Raw genomic sequence first — 22,380 nt, forward strand, 5'->3', positions numbered from 1 at the left:
ACAGATATGGATTATACAGCATTAATAGGGTATGCACTAGCCTTACTTATCGGGATATCACTAGGCCTTATCGGTAGTGGTGGATCTATACTCACCGTACCTATCCTCGTGTATATCATGAAGGTAGAGCCCTTCGTAGCTACAGCATACTCACTATTCATAGTAGGATCTACTTCTCTAGTAGGTGGTATAAAAAACTATATAGACAAAAAAGTAGATCTAAAAACAGTATTGCTCTTCGGGATACCCTCTGTCATCACAGTATATATCACGAGAGCCTACTTACTCCCACTTGTACCAGATGTAATATCCATCGGTAGCTGGAGTATAGATAAGAATATTGTGCTGATGGTCTTATTTGCCTTAGTGATGTTCACTTCGGCAACTAAAATGATCAGACCAAAAAAAGAAATAGAGGTAATAGATACTAAGCCAGCCTTATCAGGGCTAGTATTACAAGGCATCTTGATCGGACTGCTAGCAGGTACAGTAGGTGCTGGAGGAGGATTCTTAATCATTCCCGCTTTAGTCTTATTTGCCAAAATGCCTATGAGACAAGCTGTCGGCACCTCATTATGCATTATCGCTATACAGTCCTTAATAGGATTCTTAGGCGATCTAGGTCATACCGCTATGGACTGGGCGATGCTACTTACTTTTAGCGGGATATCTATGGTAGGGATCTTCATCGGTATCTATTTAACAAAGTACGTTCCTGATAAAAATTTAAAAAAGTGCTTTGGTTATTTCGTACTAATCATGGCTATTTATATCCTAATTAAGGAAGTGTTTTTATAGTTTGTAACCTAAGTTACTGTCATTTTAAAAACATCTTCTTACTTTTACTACAAACAAAGAAATAAACTACAATATGAAAATAGAACAAATTTATACAGGATGTTTAGCTCAAGGAGCTTACTATATAGAGAGCAACGGAGAAGTTGCTATCATCGATCCACTAAGAGAGGTACAGCCTTACTTAGACAGAGCGGCTAAAGATAATGCGACGATTAAATATATCTTCGAAACACACTTCCACGCAGACTTCGTGAGTGGACACGTTACATTAGCTGAGAAAACAAATGCTCCTATCGTATACGGACCAAATGCTAACCCAACGTTTAAGGCACATATCGCTACAGATGGAGAGGTATTTAAAATAGGAAATATCACAATCACAGCATTACACACTCCGGGGCATACGATGGAGAGTACTACGTACTTACTAAAAGATGAGAATGGAAAAGATCACGCTATCTTCAGTGGAGATACGTTATTCTTAGGTGATGTAGGTCGTCCTGACTTAGCTCAGAAAGCGGCTGACTTGACTCAAGAGCAATTAGCAGCTACGCTATACAATAGCTTACGCACGAAGATTATGACGTTAGCAGATGATGTTATCGTATATCCTGCGCATGGTGCTGGGTCTGCTTGTGGAAAGAACTTAAGCAAAGAAACTGTTGGTACCCTAGGGGATCAAAAACAAACGAACTATGCACTACGTGCTGATATGACAGAAGCAGAGTTCGTAAAAGAAGTAACAGATGGTCTACTACCTCCTCCTGCATACTTCCCACTAAATGTGAAGTTAAATAAAGAAGGATATGAGAATGTAGAGACGATCATCAATAACAACAAAGCCCTTACTCCAAAAGAGTTCCAAGCTTTAGCAGAAGAGTCTGGTGCCTTATTATTAGACGTACGTTCTGCTTCAGACTTCGCTAGTGGACATATACCAGGAGCTATCTTTATCGGATTAGATGGTCAATTCGCTCCTTGGGTAGGTGCATTAATCACAGATATTAAACAACCTATCTTATTAATCACTCCAGAAGGACGTGAAGAAGAAGCTGTGATTCGTCTATCTCGTGTAGGATATGACAATACGTTAGGGTACTTAAAAGGAGGATTCTCTACTTGGAAAACAGAAGGTTTTGAATACGATACTGTACAACAAGTAACAGCAGAAGAACTAGCTGATAAAATAGTGAATGAAGATATCAAGGTAGTAGATGTACGTAAGCCAGGAGAGTACAATTCTGCTCATATCAACTATAAAAACTTGACTCATTCTCCATTAGATTATATCAATGATAATATCGCTGACTTCCCAACAGAAGGTAAATTCTTTATCCACTGTGCAGGAGGATACCGTTCATTAATCGCGTCTTCTATCCTAAAAGCTAGAGGATACCACAATATGATCGATGTAATCGGAGGTTTCGGCGCTATCAAGAACACCTCTATCCCATTACAAGAAGGAGGTAGCTGTACAGCAACATGTCCAACAACTAAACAATAATACAATGAGTAATTTTCAAGAGTTAATCGATAGAGATCAGTTAACTTTAGTTGATTTCTTCGCTACGTGGTGTGGTCCATGCCAGATGCTAGCTCCTGTGCTAGAAGAAGTAAAAAAAGAGCTACAGGATGATATCTCTATTATCAAAATAGATGTAGATAAGAATACGGCTCTTACCACACAGTACAGCACACAATACCAGATGAGAGGTGTACCTACACTAATGCTTTTTAGAAAAGGTAAACTTCTGTGGAAACAATCTGGATATATGGATAAACAGACATTATTAGGTCATATCGATCAGTATAAGCATAATTATTAAAAATAAGGCTACCTATCAAAGGTAGCCTTACTTTTTATAATACTATTCAAAGATTAAAACCCTGCTATATATCAGTTGTTCAATTTATTAGAATTAATATTATATATTTATGACAATTAACCTTAATTACTGACTTATGAAAAAAATAGTGTATACACTTATGTTTGCATTGACAATAAGTGCTGCAGATTACGCTCATGCTCAACAGAAGGAGAAACCAACTTTCGTAACCTCTGTTGAAGACATTAAAGAATACAAACTGTCTAATGGGCTAAAGGTACTCTTACTTCCTGATGCTACTCAGAATAATGTGATAGTTAATATCGTGTACAACGTAGGGTCTAAACATGAGGGATATGGAGAGAAAGGTATGGCTCACCTATTAGAGCACATGCTTTTTAAAAGCACTACTAAACTAGGCGATATCAAAAAAATGCTCTCTGACAAAGGTGGCCAAGCACAGGGGACTACTTGGTATGACCGTACAAACTACTATGAGATATTCGCTACTTCTGATGAGAATCTAGCATGGGCACTAGAGATGGAAGCAGATCGTATGATTAACGCTACTATACTTCAATCTGATTTAGACAAAGAGTTCTCTGTAGTGCGAAACGAATTTGAGATAGGAGAGAATAACCCTAGTAGAGTATTAATGGAAAGAACTATTAATACAGCTTACTTATGGCATAATTACGGGCTTAGTACCATCGGGTCAAAAGAGGATATCGAACGTGTTAAAGCTCCTCAATTAAGACGATTCTACGAAAAATACTATCAACCTGATAATGCTACTCTACTTATAGCTGGTAAGTTTGATGAGGCTAAAGCATTAAAATACGTAGAGGATTACTTCTCTGTGATTCCTAAACCAAAACGTGTATTAGATGAAATATTAACTGTAGAACCTGCTCAAGATGGTGAGAAATTTGTAGAAGTAAGACGTGCAGGTGATTCTAAACATATACAAACCTTATACCACACTGCGTCTTATGCAGATAAAGACTTTGCAGCACTTGTAGCACTACAATCTATACTGACTAATGACCCTTCTGGATATTTGTATAAAGACTTAGTAGAGACTAAAAAGGTGTCATCACTATACTCTTTTAGTCCTACGGTGAGAGATGCAAGTTTTATCTTATTCAACTTTGATATTCCACTTGACAAGGATCAAAATGAGACACTGAAAGATATCAAGACAGCATTAGCTAAAATAGAAACTATCACATACACCCAAGAGGACTTAGATAGAGCTAAAACTAGAATCTCAAAAGGTCTAGAGGATTTAAAGAACAATACTATCCGGACTGCTATTAACTTAACAGAGATTATCGGAGCGGGAGACTATCGCCTTGCTAATCTATACAGAGATAATATAGAGAGCTTAAAGCTAGAAGATATCAATAGAGTAGCTAAGAAATACTTTAAAGATAATAACCGTACAGTAGGTATGTTTATCCCTTCTAAGGACGAGACAAGAGTGAAGCCAACTGAGTTCTTAGATAAAGATATCAAAGCACTAGTAGAAAACTATAAAGGAAAAGAGTCATCTGAAGCACTAAGACCATTCGAAGCATCTATAGCCAACTTACAAAAGAATTACTCTACTGCTAAACTTAGCAATGGGCTTAAGTACGGTATTATAGATAAAGATATCAAAGGTGAAAAGGTACAGTTCAGCATAACACTACCAGTAGGTAATCAAAAAGACTTATTAAACAAACAATACATAGGTTCTTTTGCAGCAAACCTATTGAATGCTGGGACTAAGACTATGACTAAACAACAGATAAAAGATAGGTTAGATCAATTAAAGTCAACTATATCTGTTAGATTTAATGGTCAAAATATTAGCATAGGAGTATCATCATACAGAAGTAGTATAGAAGAAACGATGGTTATTCTTAAAGATTTATTGACTAACCCTATCTACCCTGAAACAGAATTAGAGAAATTAAAAATAGACTATATTACTAATTTAGAGTCTCAACTAAGTGATCCTCAAGCTATCGCTTCCAACAAAATCTCTCAATTAACAGAGAAAGAAGAAAAAGGAAGTATCTTCTATACTCCATCAACTCAAGAGAACATTGATGGTATTAAAAAAGTTAAACTAGAGGAAATTAAGGACTTCCACAAGAATTTCTTTGGTGCCAATAACGGTATTGCTACAGTAATAGGTATGAAAGACAAAGAAGCTGTGGATAAGCTATTAGAAAACACGTTCGGTAACTTTAATAGTAAAGCTAAATATGAAAAAGCATATCCTAAGTTTATAGACACTAAACAAGTAAAAGAAATATTCGAAACTCCAGACAAAGAAAATGCTGTAGCTATAGGTAAACTAAACTTTGAGATGAATCAATCAAATCCTGACTATGCTGCATTAGTATTTGCAAACGAAGTAATGGGAGGTGGATTTATGACTGCGCGTATCCCTCAACGCTTACGCGAAAAAGAAGGAATTAGCTATGGTGCAGGTACCTCATTAAGTGTACCTAGTGATCCTAAAAACGTGAATGCTTCTTGGTCTATATACGCTTTTATGAACCCTACTAAACGCGTTGATGTAGAAAAAGCTTTGAATGAAGAGTTTAATAAATTAATTACTTCAGGTATTACTGAAGAAGAATTAATTACTAATAAATCTTCATGGAAAAACGCAAAACAAGCAAATTTAGGTAACGATGGATACTTGATGTATTTATCCTCTTTATTCTTGCTATACGACACTCCATTTACAAATCATGACAAATTAAATGCTGAGATAGAAAAGTTAACTGTAAAACAAGTGAATGACGCGGCTAAGAAATACCTACAGCCTGCTAAATTCACAACAGTTTACGCTGGTGATTTTACTAAAAAATAAAGCAAATAACCTTTAAACAAAAAGCCGATTGATTACTCAGTCGGCTTTTATATTTATATACACTAGTCCATTTACTAACAACTAAAGTCTACAGATATAGCTCCTGCTAAGTAGATAAAATGTTGAGCTCCTTTAGATAAATATACTTCTACAGACTGTATTTCATATTCAGGTGAAGTATCAAACACAAAATCTAAGTTGCCATCTCCGTCTAAATCCCCTACAAACAACAGCTGTACAAAGGTGTCATTAAAGCTGGGAATATCAAGGATTAATTGTTCTGCCTCTCCATTGACTGTAAGGTATAACTTATAATCTTTAAACTTCTTATATTTCTTAGTCTTACCACTATCATCTGTATAGTCATAAGAATCTACTTGCTTACCTTCTGCTCTCAAAATATACTGTTTGCCATTAAATAGATACTCTTGTGGAGCATCAGGCCATAAAGGTTGCTCTTTAATGTTTAGAGCAGTCTTAGTGCCTTTCTTGATCATTGCATTTGGCCCTAAGAAAAAAATAGGTTCCACAGGGCCTGTAGAGAAGATTCCTAGTTGCTCACTTTCTGTACACTCATTCATCTCTTCACTGATGGCATAATCTGCTTTAATAACTTGAAAAAGTCCTTTCTTTTCTTCAAAAGCTAACCATTTATCATTAACCTTATTGAATTCTTCTTGGTGGAAATCCTTGTCGTAATATCTAGGAATAAGAATGTCTAGAATGATGTTTTCTTCCTTACCATATATTGTTAGAGCAGGTTTTTCTTCTTCTGTCGCAGTTACTACTTCTTCTGTAGAAGGTTTAACCTCAGGAATCACTTCTTTCTCTTTTGTTTCTTTACACCCTACCAATGCAAGTAGTGTGAATATGAACAAGGTTTTTTTCATATCGTATATTGGTCTGTTATATTTACATTTTAAATCAAAAAAAAAGACTACCAATGTTGATAGTCTTTTCATTAAATATTTTAAAAGCTGTATTTAGTCATTTAACTTTAATACAGCCATAAATGCTTCTTGTGGGATTTCTACGTTTCCTACTTGACGCATACGCTTTTTACCTGCTTTTTGTTTTTCAAGTAATTTACGTTTACGAGAGATATCCCCTCCATAACACTTAGCTGTTACGTCTTTACGAAGAGCTTTTACTGTTTCACGAGCAATTACTTTTACTCCGATAGCTGCCTGAATAGGAATATCGAACTGCTGACGTGGGATAAGTTCTTTTAATTTCTCACACATCTTCTTACCGATATGATAAGCGTTATCAGCGTGCATTAATGCTGATAATGCATCCACTACGTTAGCATTAAGCATTACGTCTACTTTCACTAAGTTAGAAGTACGCATTCCGATAGGAGAATAATCGAACGAAGCATATCCTTTAGATACAGTCTTCAATCTATCATAGAAGTCAAATACAATCTCTGCCAATGGCATATCAAACATTAACTCAACTCTATCTTCTGTTAGGTAAGTTTGGTTAGTGATAATACCACGCTTATCAATACAAAGACTCATTACTTGTCCAACGAAGTCAGCTTTAGTAATAATAGTCGCTTTAATATATGGTTCTTCTACTCTTTCTAACTTAGAAGGTTCTGGTAAGTCAGATGGGTTATTTACTATAATAGGTGTATCAGGTTCTTTCTTAGTATATGCTAAGTAAGAAACGTTAGGTACAGTAGTAATAACAGTCATGTTAAACTCACGCTCTAAGCGCTCTTGGATGATCTCCATGTGTAACATTCCTAAGAATCCACAACGGAAACCAAAACCTAAAGCTGCAGAACTCTCTGCTGCGAATACTAATGAAGCGTCGTTAAGTTGTAACTTCTCCATAGAGTTACGCAACTCTTCATAATCTTCTGTGTCTACAGGATAGATACCCGCAAATACCATTGGTTTTACGTTCTCAAACCCTTCGATCATATTTTGAGTAGGTTCTTTTGCATCAGTGATGGTATCCCCTACTTTTACTTCTCTTGCTTCTTTAATACCAGAGATTAAGTAACCTACGTCACCTGTTTTAATCTCTTGTTTAGCTACTTGGTTTAATTTAAGTGTTCCAATCTCATCTGCGAAATACTCTTTATTAGTAGCCATGAACTTAATCTTCTGACCTTTCTTAATCGTACCGTTAACCACACGGAAGATTACCTCAATTCCACGGAATGGGTTATATACAGAGTCAAATATTAAAGCTTGTAATGGCTCCTCAGGATTTCCTTTAGGTGCAGGAACTCTCTCGATAATAGCTTCTAAGATATCCTCTACTCCTAAACCAGTCTTACCTGATGCAGGAATAATTTCTTCATAGTCACAACCTAATAAATCAACAATATCATCGCTTACTTCTTCTGGATTAGCACTTGGTAAGTCAATCTTATTTAATACAGGAATAATTGTTAGATCATTCTCTAATGCTAAATATAAGTTAGAAATAGTCTGAGCCTGGATACTCTGAGCAGCATCAACAATCAATAACGCACCTTCACACGCTGCAATAGACCTAGAAACTTCATAAGAAAAGTCTACGTGTCCTGGGGTATCAATTAAGTTAAGTATATATTTCTCTCCTTTATGAGTATATTCCATTTGGATAGCGTGAGATTTAATAGTAATACCTCTTTCACGCTCTAAGTCCATACTGTCTAAAAGCTGAGCTTGTTGCTCACGAGCAGTTACAGTCTGTGTAGCGTCTAGTAATCTATCTGCTAACGTACTTTTACCATGGTCAATATGAGCAATAATACAAAAGTTTCTAATGTTCTTCATCTTCGTAATATCAAAGTTTATTGGATTATATGCCCATTAGAAGTATTGAAACCACTTTCAATAATCATATAATCTAGATTCTAAGGCTCTTACATTCTTTTAATTAAAGAATCTACCTAGCCTATATTTTGCAAATATACTTTAAAGTTTCAATTTTTAGTTATTTTTCTGTCTTACAATCTCCCTTTATTTAAAAGAAATTGGTTATAATATCTATTGCATTAGATTTAGTAGTCTATTCTATGTTTTATAAAGACACATTTAGTAACTTTATATTCATAAAAGAATACACTATGAAATCATTACTTACAATATCCTTATTCTCTTTAGCGACCTTAGTCAGTTGCGGACAAAAGAGTGATATCACAAAAGATCATATCATACTTCCGAATAACCTTAAAGAGGTATCAGGGCTATACTATGATGCTACTTCTAAGTCATTCTGGGCACTACAGGACAGTGGCAATAAGAATGAATTATATCAAATCAAATCTGATGGTAAAATAAGCCATACTCTAAAAATAAAAGACCAAAAGAATATAGACTGGGAAGAATTAACTGCAGATAAAGAAGGCAATCTTTATATCGGAGACTTTGGAAATAATAAGAATACTAGAAAGGATCTACGTATCTTAAAGATAAATAAAGACGATTTGCAAAAAGATAAGACAGAGGTTGCTGCAGTAATTTCATTTGAATACCCTGAACAAAAAGCCTTCCCTCCTAAAGAGACTGAATTATTATATGACGCAGAAGCTTTTATCTTATACAATAATAACTTCTACATCTTCACTAAAAATAGAAGTAAAGGCTTCGATGGTACCTCTTTAGTATATAAAGTACCTAATCAAGCAGGGCATCACAAAGCTGAACACGTTCAAACATTCAATGGATGTAATATATACAAACACTGCGCTATCACAGGTGCTGCTATCAGTCCAGACGAGAAGACTTTTGTACTGCTATCTCATTCTAAACTTTGGATAATAGACGGTTTTAATCCCAACGCTATTATGGATGGAAAGATTAGTGAGCACAAACTACACCACGTCTCTCAAAAAGAGTCTGTGACTTTTGGAGATAACAACACTATCTATTTAGCTGACGAGGTAAAAGATAAAAAAGGTGGTAAAATTTATAAAGTGGATTTGGGTACATTAAAACCCAAACCCTAATCCAAATACAAAGCGACCTCCATCTACACTGTTAAAGAAAGAACAGTGTAGAGTCGCTTGTTCTACAGCACTTATCCACAGTCCTGCTCCATAAGAGTTATGCCATTTAGTAGAAGACTCACCTGGTTGCCATACTCTACCGTAATCGAAGCCTCCATAGAAACCATAACTCATAGGAAGAAACCCTGCTGTAAACTGACCTGCATTAAATCTTAAATCTGTTGTTTGCACAAAAGATGTCTTTCCTGTAAAGCGCTCTGGTCTAAAACCTCTTAAGTTAGCATTACCCCCTATAGTGGCTGCGTGATAAAAGTCATAGTTCTCATTAAACCTTGTTTGGTATGTAAAATTAGTCGCAAGTACTAATCTTTCACCTCTATCAATATAGTGTAAGAAACTCGCTTTAAGGTCTAAATACGCAAAGTTCTGCTTAGTCTCCTCTAAGTTCATTTTCCACCCAAGTTTTGAATTAAAACCAAAACCAACTGTTGGATTAGCAGGATAATTATACTGCTCATAGTTATACTCTACCTTAAGACTTCCATACTGTTGAAAATCAAAAACCTTAGCATCTACACCATTTACATCATCGGTGATATATCTATCCGTTTGATGTTTTACCTTTAAGGCATCATATTCTAAGTTTGCTTCAAAACTAGCTCCCTGTTTTCCTTCATATCTATACCCAGGAGAAACAGAATAGCTCTCAATGCGTACTCTCTTATAATCTTTGCCTTTTTCTTTATCAAAATAATACGTTTCATTCCCCAGTCCGTAGTAATTAACTGCAAAGTTAGGACTAGTCGCTCTACCGCCTATCGTAAACATCCAGTCATTAGTCGCATTAGGGAAATACCCTTTATACTCTGCCTCTAACCCCTTTGTATTAAAAGAGTAGAAACCTTTCAACACATGCTTTGCTGTATAAGGATCTTGAATAAACTTAGAACGTGTAGAACTGTATAAAAAGCCAAGCTTAACACCATCTTCCGGATTAAAACCAATATTTGGCAATAACATATTCAAGTTAAGAGGTACTCGCTCATAATTAAAGTTATTAATGTCATACTTATTAGTCAGTATTGTTCTTCCATTAGAACCTTCCATCTTTACTTCATTCTTCTTATCCGCATAATCATACACGATTACTTTAGAAGCATTATCTACTAAGAAAGTGTCTTGATTCTTACCACCTATTAATCTAATCTTAATCTTCGCTTTCTCATCTCCACTTACTTTAAAAGTATCCTCATCGTTCAGTCCATATACCCAAATCTCTTTAGTCTCAGTAGCATTATATACCTTATCGAATACTAGTTCTTCTCCAGTCTTTTTAGCTCTATATTGTTTTACACGAACATTCCCTTCAGCCAATCTCTCAATATCAAACATCTCTTTCTTATCAGTTCCTGATAAGATGACATACTCGCGTAACTGTTTATAATATTTCGGCAAGAAAGCATCTATCTTACTACGTCTTGCTTTGAATATTCTTTTGATTTCTTCTACCTCTTTTGTTAGTACTTCTTGAGGCAATTTACTAAACGCCTCGTCTAAAGCCTCATCGTCTAACTTCTCTACAACATCCTTAGCCTCTCTCAACCAATCTTCTAAAGAATTACCTTTTAACAAGTATTGATCTAATGGAAAAGCTGTTTTATTAATCCATCTAGGATTAGCGAAGTCTTCTGTATAATTCTGCATATGTCTAAGTGGTGGTAGCTTCTTTATCAATGATAACAAAGCACCATCTATCTTAGCAAAAGCCTGATCTCTATCTCTAGGTACTGGTCTATAGATAACTTTATCTCCTTCTGTAAACTCTGACCATCTCCACTGGTCACCATGTCTATCCCAATCCCCGATAAGCATATCAAAGATTCTAGCACGCATATAAGCCGTCTGATCTACCTCATACTTCTCATCTTTTCTCAACTTCGCAATAACATCAGTTGTACTAATAATATTACTAACATTCCCAAAACTTACTTCATCCTCATATCCTGACGAAGGTCTCTCCTCAATCATATACAATTCGTCCCCATAGTTATCATTAAACCTACCTAAGACAGACTGCTTAGGTACATAATACAACTCTGGATTAGTGTGATACATCCCTATCTTATCAGCTAATCCATCAAGTATAAATGGTGTATATGGATGTGAAGTCGTATAGAAGTCATATATAAATCGCTCTGTCCAAGTATTGTCAAAAGCATTCATCACATAGTGATCCTTAAACACAGCAGTCTGTGCAAAACGAGATACACTCTTACGCACACCACGCATCACATACTCTTTACCCTCTTTATCTACTAGTCTTAAAGACATAGACTGATTACCTCCTCCAGATATAGTAGGTGTAAGTCCTCCTTTTAGAGTAGTCAAATCTGCTACAGACGCCGTTATCGGTGTACCGTATACATTGCGATAATGCTCCCCCCATAAGAATCGATAGAACTTACTCTTTTCTGTCCATTGTTTAGGATATACACTAGCTTGTGCTGTTTGTTGTTCAAGCTCTTTATTATCTACATCTCGGTTTTCTTTTCCACCTCCAAAGTTATCTAACATCACAGTGCTATATAAAGCTGTATATCCCCCATCTTTATAACCATAGAAAGAAAGCTTAGCACTCTTATCTTCTCTAATCTCTAACTTAGAATACCCAAACACACCAGCAGAGAAATCTCCTTCTACAACCGCTCTAGCAGGTGTAAGATTACTCATCGCTCCACTTATTATCTGCTTTACACCACCTCTGTCTATATACTGTAGATTGTGCTCATGTCCTGATGCTATCACTACATTTGTATACATTTGCGCGATTGTTCTTATGCGCTTATTTAGTTCATTGTATTTTTTGCTTTGAAGATCTTGAGGATTGATTCCAGACATCTGTCTAGTATAGTTATATATACTGCCTATAACTGGTAGAGGCACACTCCCTCCTAAAGGAAACAAATGATCATTTACAGAAAACTTCCCTCCGTGATTACCATTGCTATATACAGGGTGATACATCGCTAATACCACTACCTTATTCTGATTCTTATTAATTTCTCCTCTTACTTCTTCGAAGAAATCTTCTCTCGTCTTTATATCACAGTCTTCATTGATATTCGGATGGTTATCCCAATTCTCAATGTACCACTGACTATCAATCACGATTAGCACAGTCTCATCATTTACCTTAAGCCTTTCTAGCCCACATACTTTACGAGGAAGTAGAGCTTTCTTATTCCCTGTTCTTTCGACTAAATATTTATCTAGATTCTTAATTCCTTCATAACTACCTTGCCAATCTGATTCACCGTTAATGAATACTGTCGTTCCCTTATTACTCTCCAATAACCCCAAGTGACTCGCTAAGCCATCTTCTGCTTTCTTTCTTTTTTTAGAAGAAGTACCTGGCATTCCTTTCTTGGTATTATTCCCTAATAATACTAATGTTGAGTTCTTATCACTCTCTTGACTCAACATCTGCTTAAAAGCTTCTAAATGCTCTTGTTCCTCCGTATTATTTGCTTGGCTTAAGTTTCCAACCAAATAATAAGTATGCACAATTTTTTGATTGCTATTGCGTTCTTGAGAAAACGCCCCGCTTTTAGTACCGTACTGAGGCTCTAATGTTGCACAAGATACTAGACCTACTAAAGAGGTTAAAGAAAGTACAACAGCGATTTTTGAAAGCTTTAACGGTGTTTCAGAAAATATTTTCATATTTTAGGGGTTATAAAGGTTATGACTATGACGATTCTACAAAAGATTGAAGAACACATCTTTCAGATACACAAAGATACACTATCACATCAATATACGTACCACAATTTTAACCATACAGTACGTGTTGTTAATGGTTTAGAAGAAATTTTAAATCATTTAACAGTAGATAGTCATAATGCTAATTTATTGAGATATGCAGCGTGGTTTCACGATATAGGTTATATTAATTCTTGGGAAGGACATGAAGAACGAGGTGCACAGATGGCACAAACTTACCTATTAGAGAACGGAGTACCTCATGATGACGTATTAACCGTTATGCAATTAATACGTGCTACTAAGCTAGACTATGTTCCAGATAATGACTTAGAGTGTATTATTAAAGATGCAGACTTCGCACACTTCTCAGACGAGAATTATGTAGAGACTAGTAATCTGCTAAAGAAAGAAATAGAAAACTTATGTTCTAAAACATTTACTAAACTTGAATGGTTAGAGCAGAATAGAGATGTGATGCTGTATAGACATCGCTATTACACCAACTATGCTCAACAAAATTGGCAACCTACTAAACAAAAGAACCTCCTAGATGTACTGTCTAAAATAGATAAAATAAACTCTAACAAAAAGAAAAAAGAGAAGATAGAATCGAATAGAACGATTGATACCCTATTCAGAACTACTCTGCGCAACCATACTCAACTTAGTGCCATAGCAGATAGAAAGGCGAATATCTTATTATCTGTCAATGCGATTATTATCTCTATCTGTCTATCGACATTAATACCTAAACTAGACAGTCCGAGCAATGCTCATTTGATTGTGCCTACATTTGTATTATTAATATTTAGTGTGGCGACTATCATCTTTGCAATACAATCTACTAGACCCAAATTAACGTCAGGTAAATTCACTAAAGAACAAGTAGAAAACAGAGAAGTAAACCTATTATTCTTTGGTACTTTCCATCAGATGCCTTTTGAAGAATATGAAGAATCTCTAAGTGAAATCATGAAAGACAAACAATACCTACACCACGCCCTAACAAAGGACCTATATAGTTTAGGTATTGTCTTAAACAAGAAGTATAAGTTCTTGCGTATCACTTATGCTATTTTTACATTAGGTATTATTCTATCTGTTATCACCTTTACATTAGCATTTAGAGGTATTGGTTTTTAAGGTAATTATGCATCAGTGTATCATAATCTAATGATTCTATATCAAAGTCTAGATTCACACCTACGCGCAGTCCTATAAGACCAGACACACTCTGCATATCTTCGATTAGAAACTGCTCTAGATTGTGATCTAGAAGGCCTACCTTTTGTCCAAACTCAATGTATCCTAGATATTCTTCTAAGTCATAAGTAGAAGCAAAGGCGATTGTAATCTTTTTGGGTTGTACGATGCGTTCAGTCGAGTCTTTTATATTCGCTTTATCTAATCTCTTTTTGATAATCTCATATCGGGTATTATATGCCCCATCGATATCGAAGCGCTTCTCATCCATTCTGAACTGAATACCAAGAGAAGAATCATATACTAAGATTAGTACAGTCACATCCATCTTTAATGGTTCATGTACATTATTGCGATAGTGTATACACATCTGTTCACACATCACCTGTAATTGCCACAAACGGAGATTGTGTAGATAAGTAAAGTCAAAAGACTTCATCGGGCTGATAGAACTACCTATATAAATATTGTGTTCTACCCCATCTGTCTTAAATCGTTCATAATAATGAGGAAAAACTTTCTGTACAGACTCTTGTCTCTGATCTAATAGATCAGTGAAAGTCTTATTCATCTTACCCACCTGAGTATCATATATCTTTCTATATCTATAATAGATACCTAGCTCTTCATCTATATAAGAAAAGTACTCGTCTAATCGAGGTCTATAGAATAAGTGTTCATCCTTTAATAAATAAGGGTGTACCTCATTGGTCACATAGTTCTGAATGCGCTGTTCTAACCCTGTCACGAAGTCCTCTTCTAAGTGTCTTAAATAGGCTTTTAACTTTAGAATATGTCTTTCTAAGATTAACGCATTCTCGCTAAAAGTACAATTGCGAAACACAGCGATTAACTTCTCTAGCTGCTCTCTTAGGTCACCTAGAATAGCCTCGTTGCGGAGTGCTCCAGATCCTTTTATATCTATCTCTCCATATAAAGGATATACATTCTGAAATGCAATAGGATTAATAAAGTAATCTTTATCTGCTACACTATCGATATAGTTGCGTCGAGCTTCTTCTAAGAACTTCCAATAAACACTAGGGTGTATCGTTGTAAACTCTCGTTGGATAATAGCCTCTACCTGATTAAGCATATCTGACTTCACTCGCTGAAAAGTCTCTGAGATAATCGGCATCAAGGCATTTAGCTTCTGTGCATTCACACTATTCAGTACTCTAGGTTCTTCTGAGACTATCTCGAAGACACCTTCTACACCACTAGACAGCACTACAGGGCTAAACAGTCCACTGAGTACCCCATGCCTTTTAAGGTGTAAGCACATCACGCACTCCTTATCATTAGCTAATACTACATCCACATCAGAGATACTATAATATCCTTTTTGATCAACCACAGTCGCATACGCCTTCTCTGATAAGAGAATAGAAGAGTTCTCCTCATCTAGTAAAAAACTAGGCATAGCCATCATCTCATTAGTCTCCTTCTGTATCAATGTATCTACTACTAAGGGCGTGTACCCTATACGCAGATTAGGCACTCTGAATATAGAGCTGAATAGTTGCCCTAAGATAGTTCCTATTGGTTCGCGTTGTAACTCTGCTTTTAAGAAATTCTCTTTTAATAAAGACATCGCATTCTCTATTGTGGCATCTACTAGACTGATAATACCAAACCCTTTCAGCACCCAACTCTTCTGAGGAAATTTTTCTTTCCACAACTCTAGATTATCAAAGTTATCTTCTAGTAGCTCGATATCTTCCTTAGTCAGCATCACCGCATCTTCTGTAGGCACTACCTCTACGAAGTCTGCATTATACAGTACTCTATAGTGATGGATAATCCCCTTAGCGTCTGGCAAGTCTACAAACAAAGGACGAGTTAAGTCAAATGTCGCCTTAAAATAATGGTTCATGATAATACAACAGCACGCTATATAATACTGCTGTTGATTAAAATCTCTAATCTCGATATTATAGTTTCCACCACTCTCCTCGATAATCTTTCTAAACCTTCTACTGTGATTAAACATTAGCTTCTGAAGAGGCATCCCCACTGCCTTAATCTCATTATCCGTCAAGGCTATCGGAAATAATATCTCTAGTAGTTCCCCTATCAATGCCTCATGTTCTACTAATAGATTATAATCTTCTATGATCTCAAGCAAACATGGCACTTCATTGATGCGACCTAATAAGTCTCTAAAATACGTCTTCTTCATTTCATTCTTCTCAGGGTCATCGATAAAAGCTTGCATAGCTTCCACCAGACGGTGAAAAGAAAATTTGATATCAAACGGGGTATAATCAAAAGTGGCGAGTCTCATAATATGTTAGGTGCTTTAGGAGATAAAGATACGAAATTCTCACTTTTACATTACACTTATCGCATCCTCTAATTTTCCTATTTCACAACAAAATCAAAACTAAAAACCTAAAATCTAAAAAAATTGTACTTTTGCCTCAAATTTCTAGAACGAATATGATTAAAATAGGCAATATAGAACTACCAGATCATCCATTGTTATTAGCTCCAATGGAGGATGTTAGTGACCCACCTTTTCGCCGTCTGTGTAAGAAGCACGGTGCAGATCTAATGTACTCAGAGTTTATCTCTTCTGAAGGACTGATTAGAGATGCGATGAAAAGTAAAATGAAATTAGACATCTTCGACTATGAACGCCCTGTAGGGATACAGATATTCGGTGGTGATGAAGAAGCGATGGCAGAATCTGCTCGAATCGTAGAGACTGTACAGCCAGATTTAGTTGATATTAACTTTGGTTGTCCTGTAAAGAAAGTGGTATCTAAAGGAGCAGGTGCGGGTGTACTAAAAGATATTGACTTGATGATTCGCCTGACCAAGGCAGTAGTACAGAGTACTCACTTACCTGTGACAGTGAAGACACGTCTAGGATGGGATGAAGAATCTATCAATATTGACGAAGTAGCAGAACGCTTACAAGATGTAGGGGTTCAGGCATTGACTATACATGCACGTACTAGAGCGCAGATGTATAAAGGTCATTCTGACTGGACACATATAGAGCGCATTAAGAACAACCCACGCATCCAGATTCCTATCTTCGGGAATGGAGATATAGACAGCCCACAAAAAGCCTTAGAGTACAAAGAGACTTTTGGGTTAGATGGTATGATGATCGGTCGTGCTGCTATTGGTTATCCGTGGATATTCGATGAGATCAAGCACTTTTTTAACACAGGAGAGATATTACCTCCTCCTACTATCAAGGATAGATTAGAAGCTGCTAAAAATCATTTGATCTGGTCTATGGAATGGAAAGGAGAGCGATTAGGTATCGTAGAGATGAGACGTCACTACACTAATTACTTTAAAGGAATACACGGTTTTAAACCACATCGTTTAAAATTAGTGACTACTGATGACCCTATCGAGTTATTATCCCTATTCGATAGAATAGCAGAAGAATATAAAGACTACGTAATAGAGTAAATCTTATACATAAAAAAATCCACCGTATAGGTGGATTTTCTTTTTCAAAGCACTTATATTGATATAATCAATATTAGTATTCTAACTCTTACTAACTAAATCATTGTTCCAATAATCTTAGACCAAAGATTTACCATAAAACGCATAAAACAATAGAATAGTATATTGACTCCTTTATAATTATTATAATATCCAAACATCTCCCTATAATTCAATCACTTAATGACACCTATTTTTATCTAGGTATATCCTATATCATTTAGAATAGAGAACTATAATCTATTCCTATCTACTTTAAGCAGCTGGAAAGATACCATGTTTAAACAGCTGAAACCATCTATCTATATATTCACTATTAAAGCCAAGTTCTTTCATAACCTCCTTCGTAAATTCTAACGGAGCTATTCCTGAAGCTGTAATTATATTCGCATCTGATATGGCTAGTTCGTTACTATAATTAGGCTCTCCAGCATAAGTAGAAACCAATCCTTTTAAATAAAATAATGCGTTACTAGTATGTTTTATCTGATCTAGCATTCCTCTTTGTGCTAGATACACTGTCGCTCCACAGATAGCAGCTATTGGTAATTTCTGTGTATATGCACCATAGACTACTCTATCTAGGTGGTTCAAATCACTCTTATTATCCTCCCACATCTGCCCTCCAGGAATAATGAACAATCTAAGTCTATCTAATAGCACTTCTTCTAGGCTAGTATCTACACATACTCTCAAGCCTCCTTTAGAAACAACATCAGCACCTGTATCTGACACTGTTATTATAGTATATCTACTGTCCTCTTTTAACTCTGGTAAAAGATAACCTAGTTCCCAATCTGAATATCCATCAAATAAGTAAATATAAATATGATTTGCTTCCATCTTCTTCTTTTTCTCAAAGATATAGCAATATTGTATCAACTTAAATAAAACAGTCGCTACAAATCATAGCAAAAAAACTCCTTTCGATTTGAAAGGAGTTTTCTACTACTCTTATTTATTTTATTTCTTTATCTGAGATAACATGTATATCTCTCTGTGGAAATGGAATCTCGATATTAGCATCATCTAAAGCATTCTTCACTATCTGCTGAATCACGAATACTGTATCCCAGTAATTAGCTTTATCCATCCATACACGTACATTTAAGTTTACAGAGCTATCTGCTAAACTATTCACAAAAATGATTGGCTTCGGATCTTGCTTCACCTCTTTGTGCTTCGCTAATGCTTCTTGGATAACATTCTGTGCTGTCTTAATATTAGTATCATATGAGATACCTACTACGAAGTCATATCTACGTGCTGTAATATCACTATAATTAGTTATCACAGAATTGGCTAAAGGTCCGTTAGGACAATAGATTTTTAATCCTGTAGCTCCTGTTATTGTAGTATACAGTAAGTCTATTTTATCTACTGTACCTTCTACTCCTCCAGTATTAGAGATATACTCCCCTACCTTAAACGGCTTAAACAACAAGATCAATACCCCTCCTGCGAAGTTAGATAAACTCCCCTGAAGTGCTAAACCAATAGCTAAACCTGCAGAAGCAAACATTGCCAAGAAAGACGATGTCTGAATTCCCATAGTAGAGGCTGCAGTTAATATTAAAAGAATATATAAAATAACTTTAATAATACTTAGCAAGAAACCTCTAAGAGACTTCTCCATATCGCGCTTTTCAAATCGGCGACGCAAACCACCTAAAATAGCTCTAACTATAAATCCTCCGATGACTAATATTAAAACACCTACTCCAATCTTAGGTAGAGCTCCTATAATATTAGTTATCATATTTTCTATTCCTCCAGCAAATTTTTCCATAACATTTTTTTTATTTTTATTTACAATTTCATTTTCTTAGCGATTCCCTTTGGGATACCATCTTTATGGATCATGATATCCGTTGTTTTATACTTCACGAACTCTTTACTCATATACATATATCCTTTATAGTCATTCGTAGTTCCCCAAGAGTTCTTGATGATATAGTACTCTCTACCTTTTTGATCTTTAGCGATACCTACGATGTGCATCCCGTGATCATCTGTAGTCGTATAGTTATCGAATGCCTCTTGACGCATCTCAGGAGTTACTTTTCTCTCTGGTTTTGGTCCGTTAAACATTTCTTCTTTCTCTTCAGCAGACATATCCTCCCAATCCTTCTCAGGAACGAAAGCTACACCATTTTTCCAGCTAAAGTATTTCTCACTCACATCACCAGCCCATGCTACAGTAAATCCGTTATTTACAGCGTGATCGATGATCTCAGTTAGCTCCTGCATTGGTACATTATACACTTGATTAAAAGCCCAGTTATCAGGTACTAATAATACAAACTTCTCGTACATAGGGTAGTTTAGGTCTGATCCTATCTCTACATAATCATCAGCGTTAATCCCTACTACTTCTTTTGCGAAGCTCTGTGGAGTATATTTTTTACCTTCCCATGTAAACTCCTTAGGAGCCTCTCCTAAATAAGCATCGATAGCCGCTGTATACGCTTTCTCCCAGTTTGGAGTCAGTTTTTTATTAGGGTTAGACACTACCGCCTTTAAGATACCTTCTTGTACCGCAGCCATCTCTCCAAATTTATTAGTAGCCGTACCATAGTTCAGTCCATCATATACAGACTGAGGCACTGCCCCATACATTCTATACATATTCATCACATCGTGGAACGCACCTCCATCACCTAGCGTTACCGCACCATGCATTCTTACATACATTTTCCCTTTTTCGATATATGCATTACGAGCAGAGAATATCTGAGATATCTCTACAGGACGTTTTCCCATTCTCATCATTTCTGACTCGATAAATGAGTTCGCTGAGTAAGACCAACATGTTCCAGAAGAACCTTGATTTTTCACAGAAGTGTTTTCAATATTCACTACATCTGTAAACGTGTAAAGCTCTTTACTCTTTGCACTTGCATTTAATTTTAATGAGTTTACTAAGTTATCTTGCGCTACTGTAGTAACAGAATATCCAGCCGACAACATAAGGGCTAAAACCCATGCTTTTAATTGATTTTTATACATATCGTTAGGTTTGTTAGAATCGTAAAGATAAAAAAAGTGATTTAAACAGCCTTACCTTCTACCACAAAACTACATTTCTTTAGCATATTCATACAAAATCGTCTGAATAACTACTTCATTAACACTCTTTCACTCCATCTCACTCCCCATTAACTCATTTTCGTTACATCCTACTATTACACTCCTCTAGATTTAGCTATAGTTACTATGATTACAATATGCTCACCATATGTTCGGGTAGTGATAGGCTATTTTTGGTACTTTTAAGCCGACCAAATGCCCATCACAAGCCGACCACAAGCCGACCACCCCTCAAAAAGTGGTAAAAAACACCCTATAATCATTCTTTGATTAACCTATATAAGAAAGGTAAATATCACTTTTATAAACGAAAAGTCGTATAATAAAAAAACAGTGTATCTATATTCTAGAATACACTGTCTTAACATACTAACTGAATAGTATAAAGTCTCTTTTCAATTAATAGAAAGAGTACATATATTTTATTTTGAATAACTATAAGTAGTTACAACTTCTATGTCATTAGACAACCAATCCGGAACATATTTACCATCAACATAATCACCAAAATCCATTTGTCTAGTTCCTTTTAAAACTGTTTTAGTAGGATAATTATTCTCGTCATAAGAGTAAGTTATTTTTAAGTCATCCAGTACAATTCCATCTTTATTCGTATAAGTATAAGCAATAGGATTATTATTAGGCAACAATTCTTTAGCCATTTTTAACTCTGCTGGTACGCTTGGACTAGCAAGATTTAATTCAACACCATCTAATAAATCAATAACTCCTGCAGCTCTTAATGTGTGGAATCCAAAGAAAGGTTTGTCGTCATACGTAATTTTAATTACATACTCTTCCATCTCCTTATTATAAGCAAGGATTTCAGATGGATTCTTTTTGTTGTCATACTTAAGTACTTTACCATATTTATAAGCCGAGTTTTGGTATACCAATAAATCTTTTATCAATATCACCTCTTTAGGAGTAGTGATTTTCTCTACTTTCTTATTACTTCCGTATGCTATATCTCCTTTACTATTTTCAAAGATACTACCACCCTTCTTACGTTTAATATATTCAATAGAAGTAAGTTTACCATCTGCTGCATAACTCAGGTTAAACGTTTTGTCTTCTTCCTTATCTCCATCTTCATAAACAACTACATCTATCTTCTCAATGTTCTTAATGACTTTATTAGGTTCTGTTGTCGTAGGTGTACTATTATCATCTGAACTACATGATGATACTCCAACAAATGCAAGTGCTGCTAAAGCACTAAAAATAATCTTTTTCATAGCTAATTTATTTTTATGCAAATTTAAGTTAACAAGCATATACTTTGTACAGATGAATTAATTATTCCATTTTTACTATCGAAATAACCACACTTTTATACTAATCACATATTTAAAAGTGGTTTTTAACATAAATCAAATAATTATACCGAAACGATA

At 35.6% G+C, this 22,380-nt stretch carries 14 protein-coding genes and 1 pseudogene; 7 read left to right on the top strand and 8 right to left on the bottom strand.

All coding sequences use genetic code 11. From position 1 onward, the window contains the following. Positions 1–6: 6 nt before the first annotated feature. From AABL87_RS09775 to AABL87_RS09790, 4 genes and pseudogenes are all read left to right on the top strand, one after another. Positions 7–798 (top strand): sulfite exporter TauE/SafE family protein, encoded by a 792-nt coding sequence (locus AABL87_RS09775; protein WP_006259768.1) that lies wholly within the window; start codon positions 7–9, stop codon positions 796–798. A gap of 73 nt (positions 799–871) precedes the next feature. Next, positions 872–2,302, top strand: coding sequence for an MBL fold metallo-hydrolase (locus tag AABL87_RS09780; RefSeq protein ID WP_006259769.1), 1,431 nt, complete (start codon positions 872–874; stop codon positions 2,300–2,302). After that, a pseudogene (gene trxA / locus AABL87_RS09785) lies at positions 2,298–2,624 on the top strand (thioredoxin); the annotation flags it as partial. The gene AABL87_RS09780 and the pseudogene trxA, both read left to right, overlap by 5 nt. Positions 2,625–2,760: 136 nt before the next feature. Continuing rightward, positions 2,761–5,496 carry a M16 family metallopeptidase gene (locus AABL87_RS09790; protein ID WP_341277269.1) on the top strand — a complete coding sequence of 912 codons (2,736 nt, stop codon included), beginning with the start codon at positions 2,761–2,763 and terminating at the stop codon, positions 5,494–5,496. Between the two features lie 74 nt (positions 5,497–5,570). Here the strand turns inward: AABL87_RS09790 and AABL87_RS09795 are convergent, their stop codons facing one another. Both AABL87_RS09795 and lepA read right to left on the bottom strand, forming a co-directional pair. Then, a complete protein-coding gene (locus AABL87_RS09795) occupies positions 5,571–6,386 on the bottom strand; it encodes a hypothetical protein (protein ID WP_286401200.1) in 816 nt (271 codons plus the stop codon). A 93-nt stretch (positions 6,387–6,479) separates the two neighbouring features. Continuing rightward, positions 6,480–8,276 (bottom strand): translation elongation factor 4, encoded by a 1,797-nt coding sequence (gene lepA, locus AABL87_RS09800; protein WP_006262303.1) that lies wholly within the window; start codon positions 8,274–8,276, stop codon positions 6,480–6,482. 293 nt (positions 8,277–8,569) lie between these two features. On the opposite strand from lepA, the gene AABL87_RS09805 reads away from it, so the two are divergent. Continuing rightward, positions 8,570–9,451 (top strand): hypothetical protein, encoded by an 882-nt coding sequence (locus AABL87_RS09805; RefSeq protein WP_006264579.1) that lies wholly within the window; start codon positions 8,570–8,572, stop codon positions 9,449–9,451. On the opposite strand, the gene AABL87_RS09810 is transcribed toward AABL87_RS09805, so the two are convergent. Next, positions 9,434–13,174, bottom strand: a complete 3,741-nt coding sequence (locus AABL87_RS09810) for a BamA/TamA family outer membrane protein (protein ID WP_341277270.1) — start codon at positions 13,172–13,174, stop codon at positions 9,434–9,436. The genes AABL87_RS09805 and AABL87_RS09810 overlap by 18 nt on opposite strands. A gap of 27 nt (positions 13,175–13,201) precedes the next feature. Between AABL87_RS09810 and AABL87_RS09815 the strand changes: the two genes are divergently transcribed. Beyond that, positions 13,202–14,359 (top strand): Pycsar system effector family protein, encoded by a 1,158-nt coding sequence (locus AABL87_RS09815; RefSeq protein WP_341277271.1) that lies wholly within the window; start codon positions 13,202–13,204, stop codon positions 14,357–14,359. Here the strand turns inward: AABL87_RS09815 and AABL87_RS09820 are convergent. Next, positions 14,340–16,706, bottom strand: coding sequence for a hypothetical protein (locus AABL87_RS09820; protein WP_016650292.1), 2,367 nt, complete (start codon positions 16,704–16,706; stop codon positions 14,340–14,342). The two genes, AABL87_RS09815 and AABL87_RS09820, sit on opposite strands and share 20 nt — an antisense overlap. Positions 16,707–16,861: 155 nt before the next feature. Here AABL87_RS09820 and dusB point away from each other — a divergent pair, with 155 nt between their 5' ends. Continuing rightward, the gene (dusB, locus tag AABL87_RS09825) at positions 16,862–17,854 is read left to right on the top strand and encodes a tRNA dihydrouridine synthase DusB (RefSeq protein WP_006266762.1); all 993 of its coding nucleotides are present in this window, start codon (positions 16,862–16,864) and stop codon (positions 17,852–17,854) included. Between the two features lie 294 nt (positions 17,855–18,148). Here dusB and AABL87_RS09830 read toward each other — a convergent pair whose 3' ends face one another. From AABL87_RS09830 to AABL87_RS09845, 4 genes are all read right to left on the bottom strand, one after another. Then, complete coding sequence (locus tag AABL87_RS09830; protein ID WP_341277272.1) at positions 18,149–18,736, bottom strand: DJ-1/PfpI family protein; 588 nt, start codon at positions 18,734–18,736, stop codon at positions 18,149–18,151. 115 nt (positions 18,737–18,851) lie between these two features. Continuing rightward, entirely contained in the window at positions 18,852–19,682 is an 831-nt protein-coding gene (locus tag AABL87_RS09835; protein WP_341277273.1) for a mechanosensitive ion channel family protein, read from the bottom strand. A gap of 20 nt (positions 19,683–19,702) precedes the next feature. Further along, positions 19,703–20,902, bottom strand: a complete 1,200-nt coding sequence (locus AABL87_RS09840; RefSeq protein ID WP_341277274.1) for an aminopeptidase C — start codon at positions 20,900–20,902, stop codon at positions 19,703–19,705. 503 nt (positions 20,903–21,405) lie between these two features. Beyond that, positions 21,406–22,221 (bottom strand): hypothetical protein, encoded by an 816-nt coding sequence (locus tag AABL87_RS09845; RefSeq protein WP_006259782.1) that lies wholly within the window; start codon positions 22,219–22,221, stop codon positions 21,406–21,408. Positions 22,222–22,380 lie beyond the last annotated feature (159 nt).

Source organism: Myroides sp. C4067 (assembly GCF_038039665.1).
Classification (GTDB): domain Bacteria; phylum Bacteroidota; class Bacteroidia; order Flavobacteriales; family Flavobacteriaceae; genus Flavobacterium; species Flavobacterium odoratimimum.

Bases quoted from the DNA above. Each gene is read 5' to 3' on its own strand.
- AABL87_RS09775 (WP_006259768.1), top strand. From the start codon at position 7: ATGGATTATACAGCATTAATAGGGTATGCACTAGCCTTACTTATCGGG.
- AABL87_RS09780 (WP_006259769.1), top strand. From the start codon at position 872: ATGAAAATAGAACAAATTTATACAGGATGTTTAGCTCAAGGAGCTTAC.
- AABL87_RS09790 (WP_341277269.1), top strand. From the start codon at position 2,761: ATGAAAAAAATAGTGTATACACTTATGTTTGCATTGACAATAAGTGCT.
- AABL87_RS09795 (WP_286401200.1), bottom strand. From the start codon at position 6,386: ATGAAAAAAACCTTGTTCATATTCACACTACTTGCATTGGTAGGGTGT.
- lepA (WP_006262303.1), bottom strand. From the start codon at position 8,276: ATGAAGAACATTAGAAACTTTTGTATTATTGCTCATATTGACCATGGT.
- AABL87_RS09805 (WP_006264579.1), top strand. From the start codon at position 8,570: ATGAAATCATTACTTACAATATCCTTATTCTCTTTAGCGACCTTAGTC.
- AABL87_RS09810 (WP_341277270.1), bottom strand. From the start codon at position 13,174: ATGAAAATATTTTCTGAAACACCGTTAAAGCTTTCAAAAATCGCTGTT.
- AABL87_RS09815 (WP_341277271.1), top strand. From the start codon at position 13,202: ATGACGATTCTACAAAAGATTGAAGAACACATCTTTCAGATACACAAA.
- AABL87_RS09820 (WP_016650292.1), bottom strand. From the start codon at position 16,706: ATGAGACTCGCCACTTTTGATTATACCCCGTTTGATATCAAATTTTCT.
- dusB (WP_006266762.1), top strand. From the start codon at position 16,862: ATGATTAAAATAGGCAATATAGAACTACCAGATCATCCATTGTTATTA.
- AABL87_RS09830 (WP_341277272.1), bottom strand. From the start codon at position 18,736: ATGGAAGCAAATCATATTTATATTTACTTATTTGATGGATATTCAGAT.
- AABL87_RS09835 (WP_341277273.1), bottom strand. From the start codon at position 19,682: ATGGAAAAATTTGCTGGAGGAATAGAAAATATGATAACTAATATTATA.
- AABL87_RS09840 (WP_341277274.1), bottom strand. From the start codon at position 20,902: ATGTATAAAAATCAATTAAAAGCATGGGTTTTAGCCCTTATGTTGTCG.
- AABL87_RS09845 (WP_006259782.1), bottom strand. From the start codon at position 22,221: ATGAAAAAGATTATTTTTAGTGCTTTAGCAGCACTTGCATTTGTTGGA.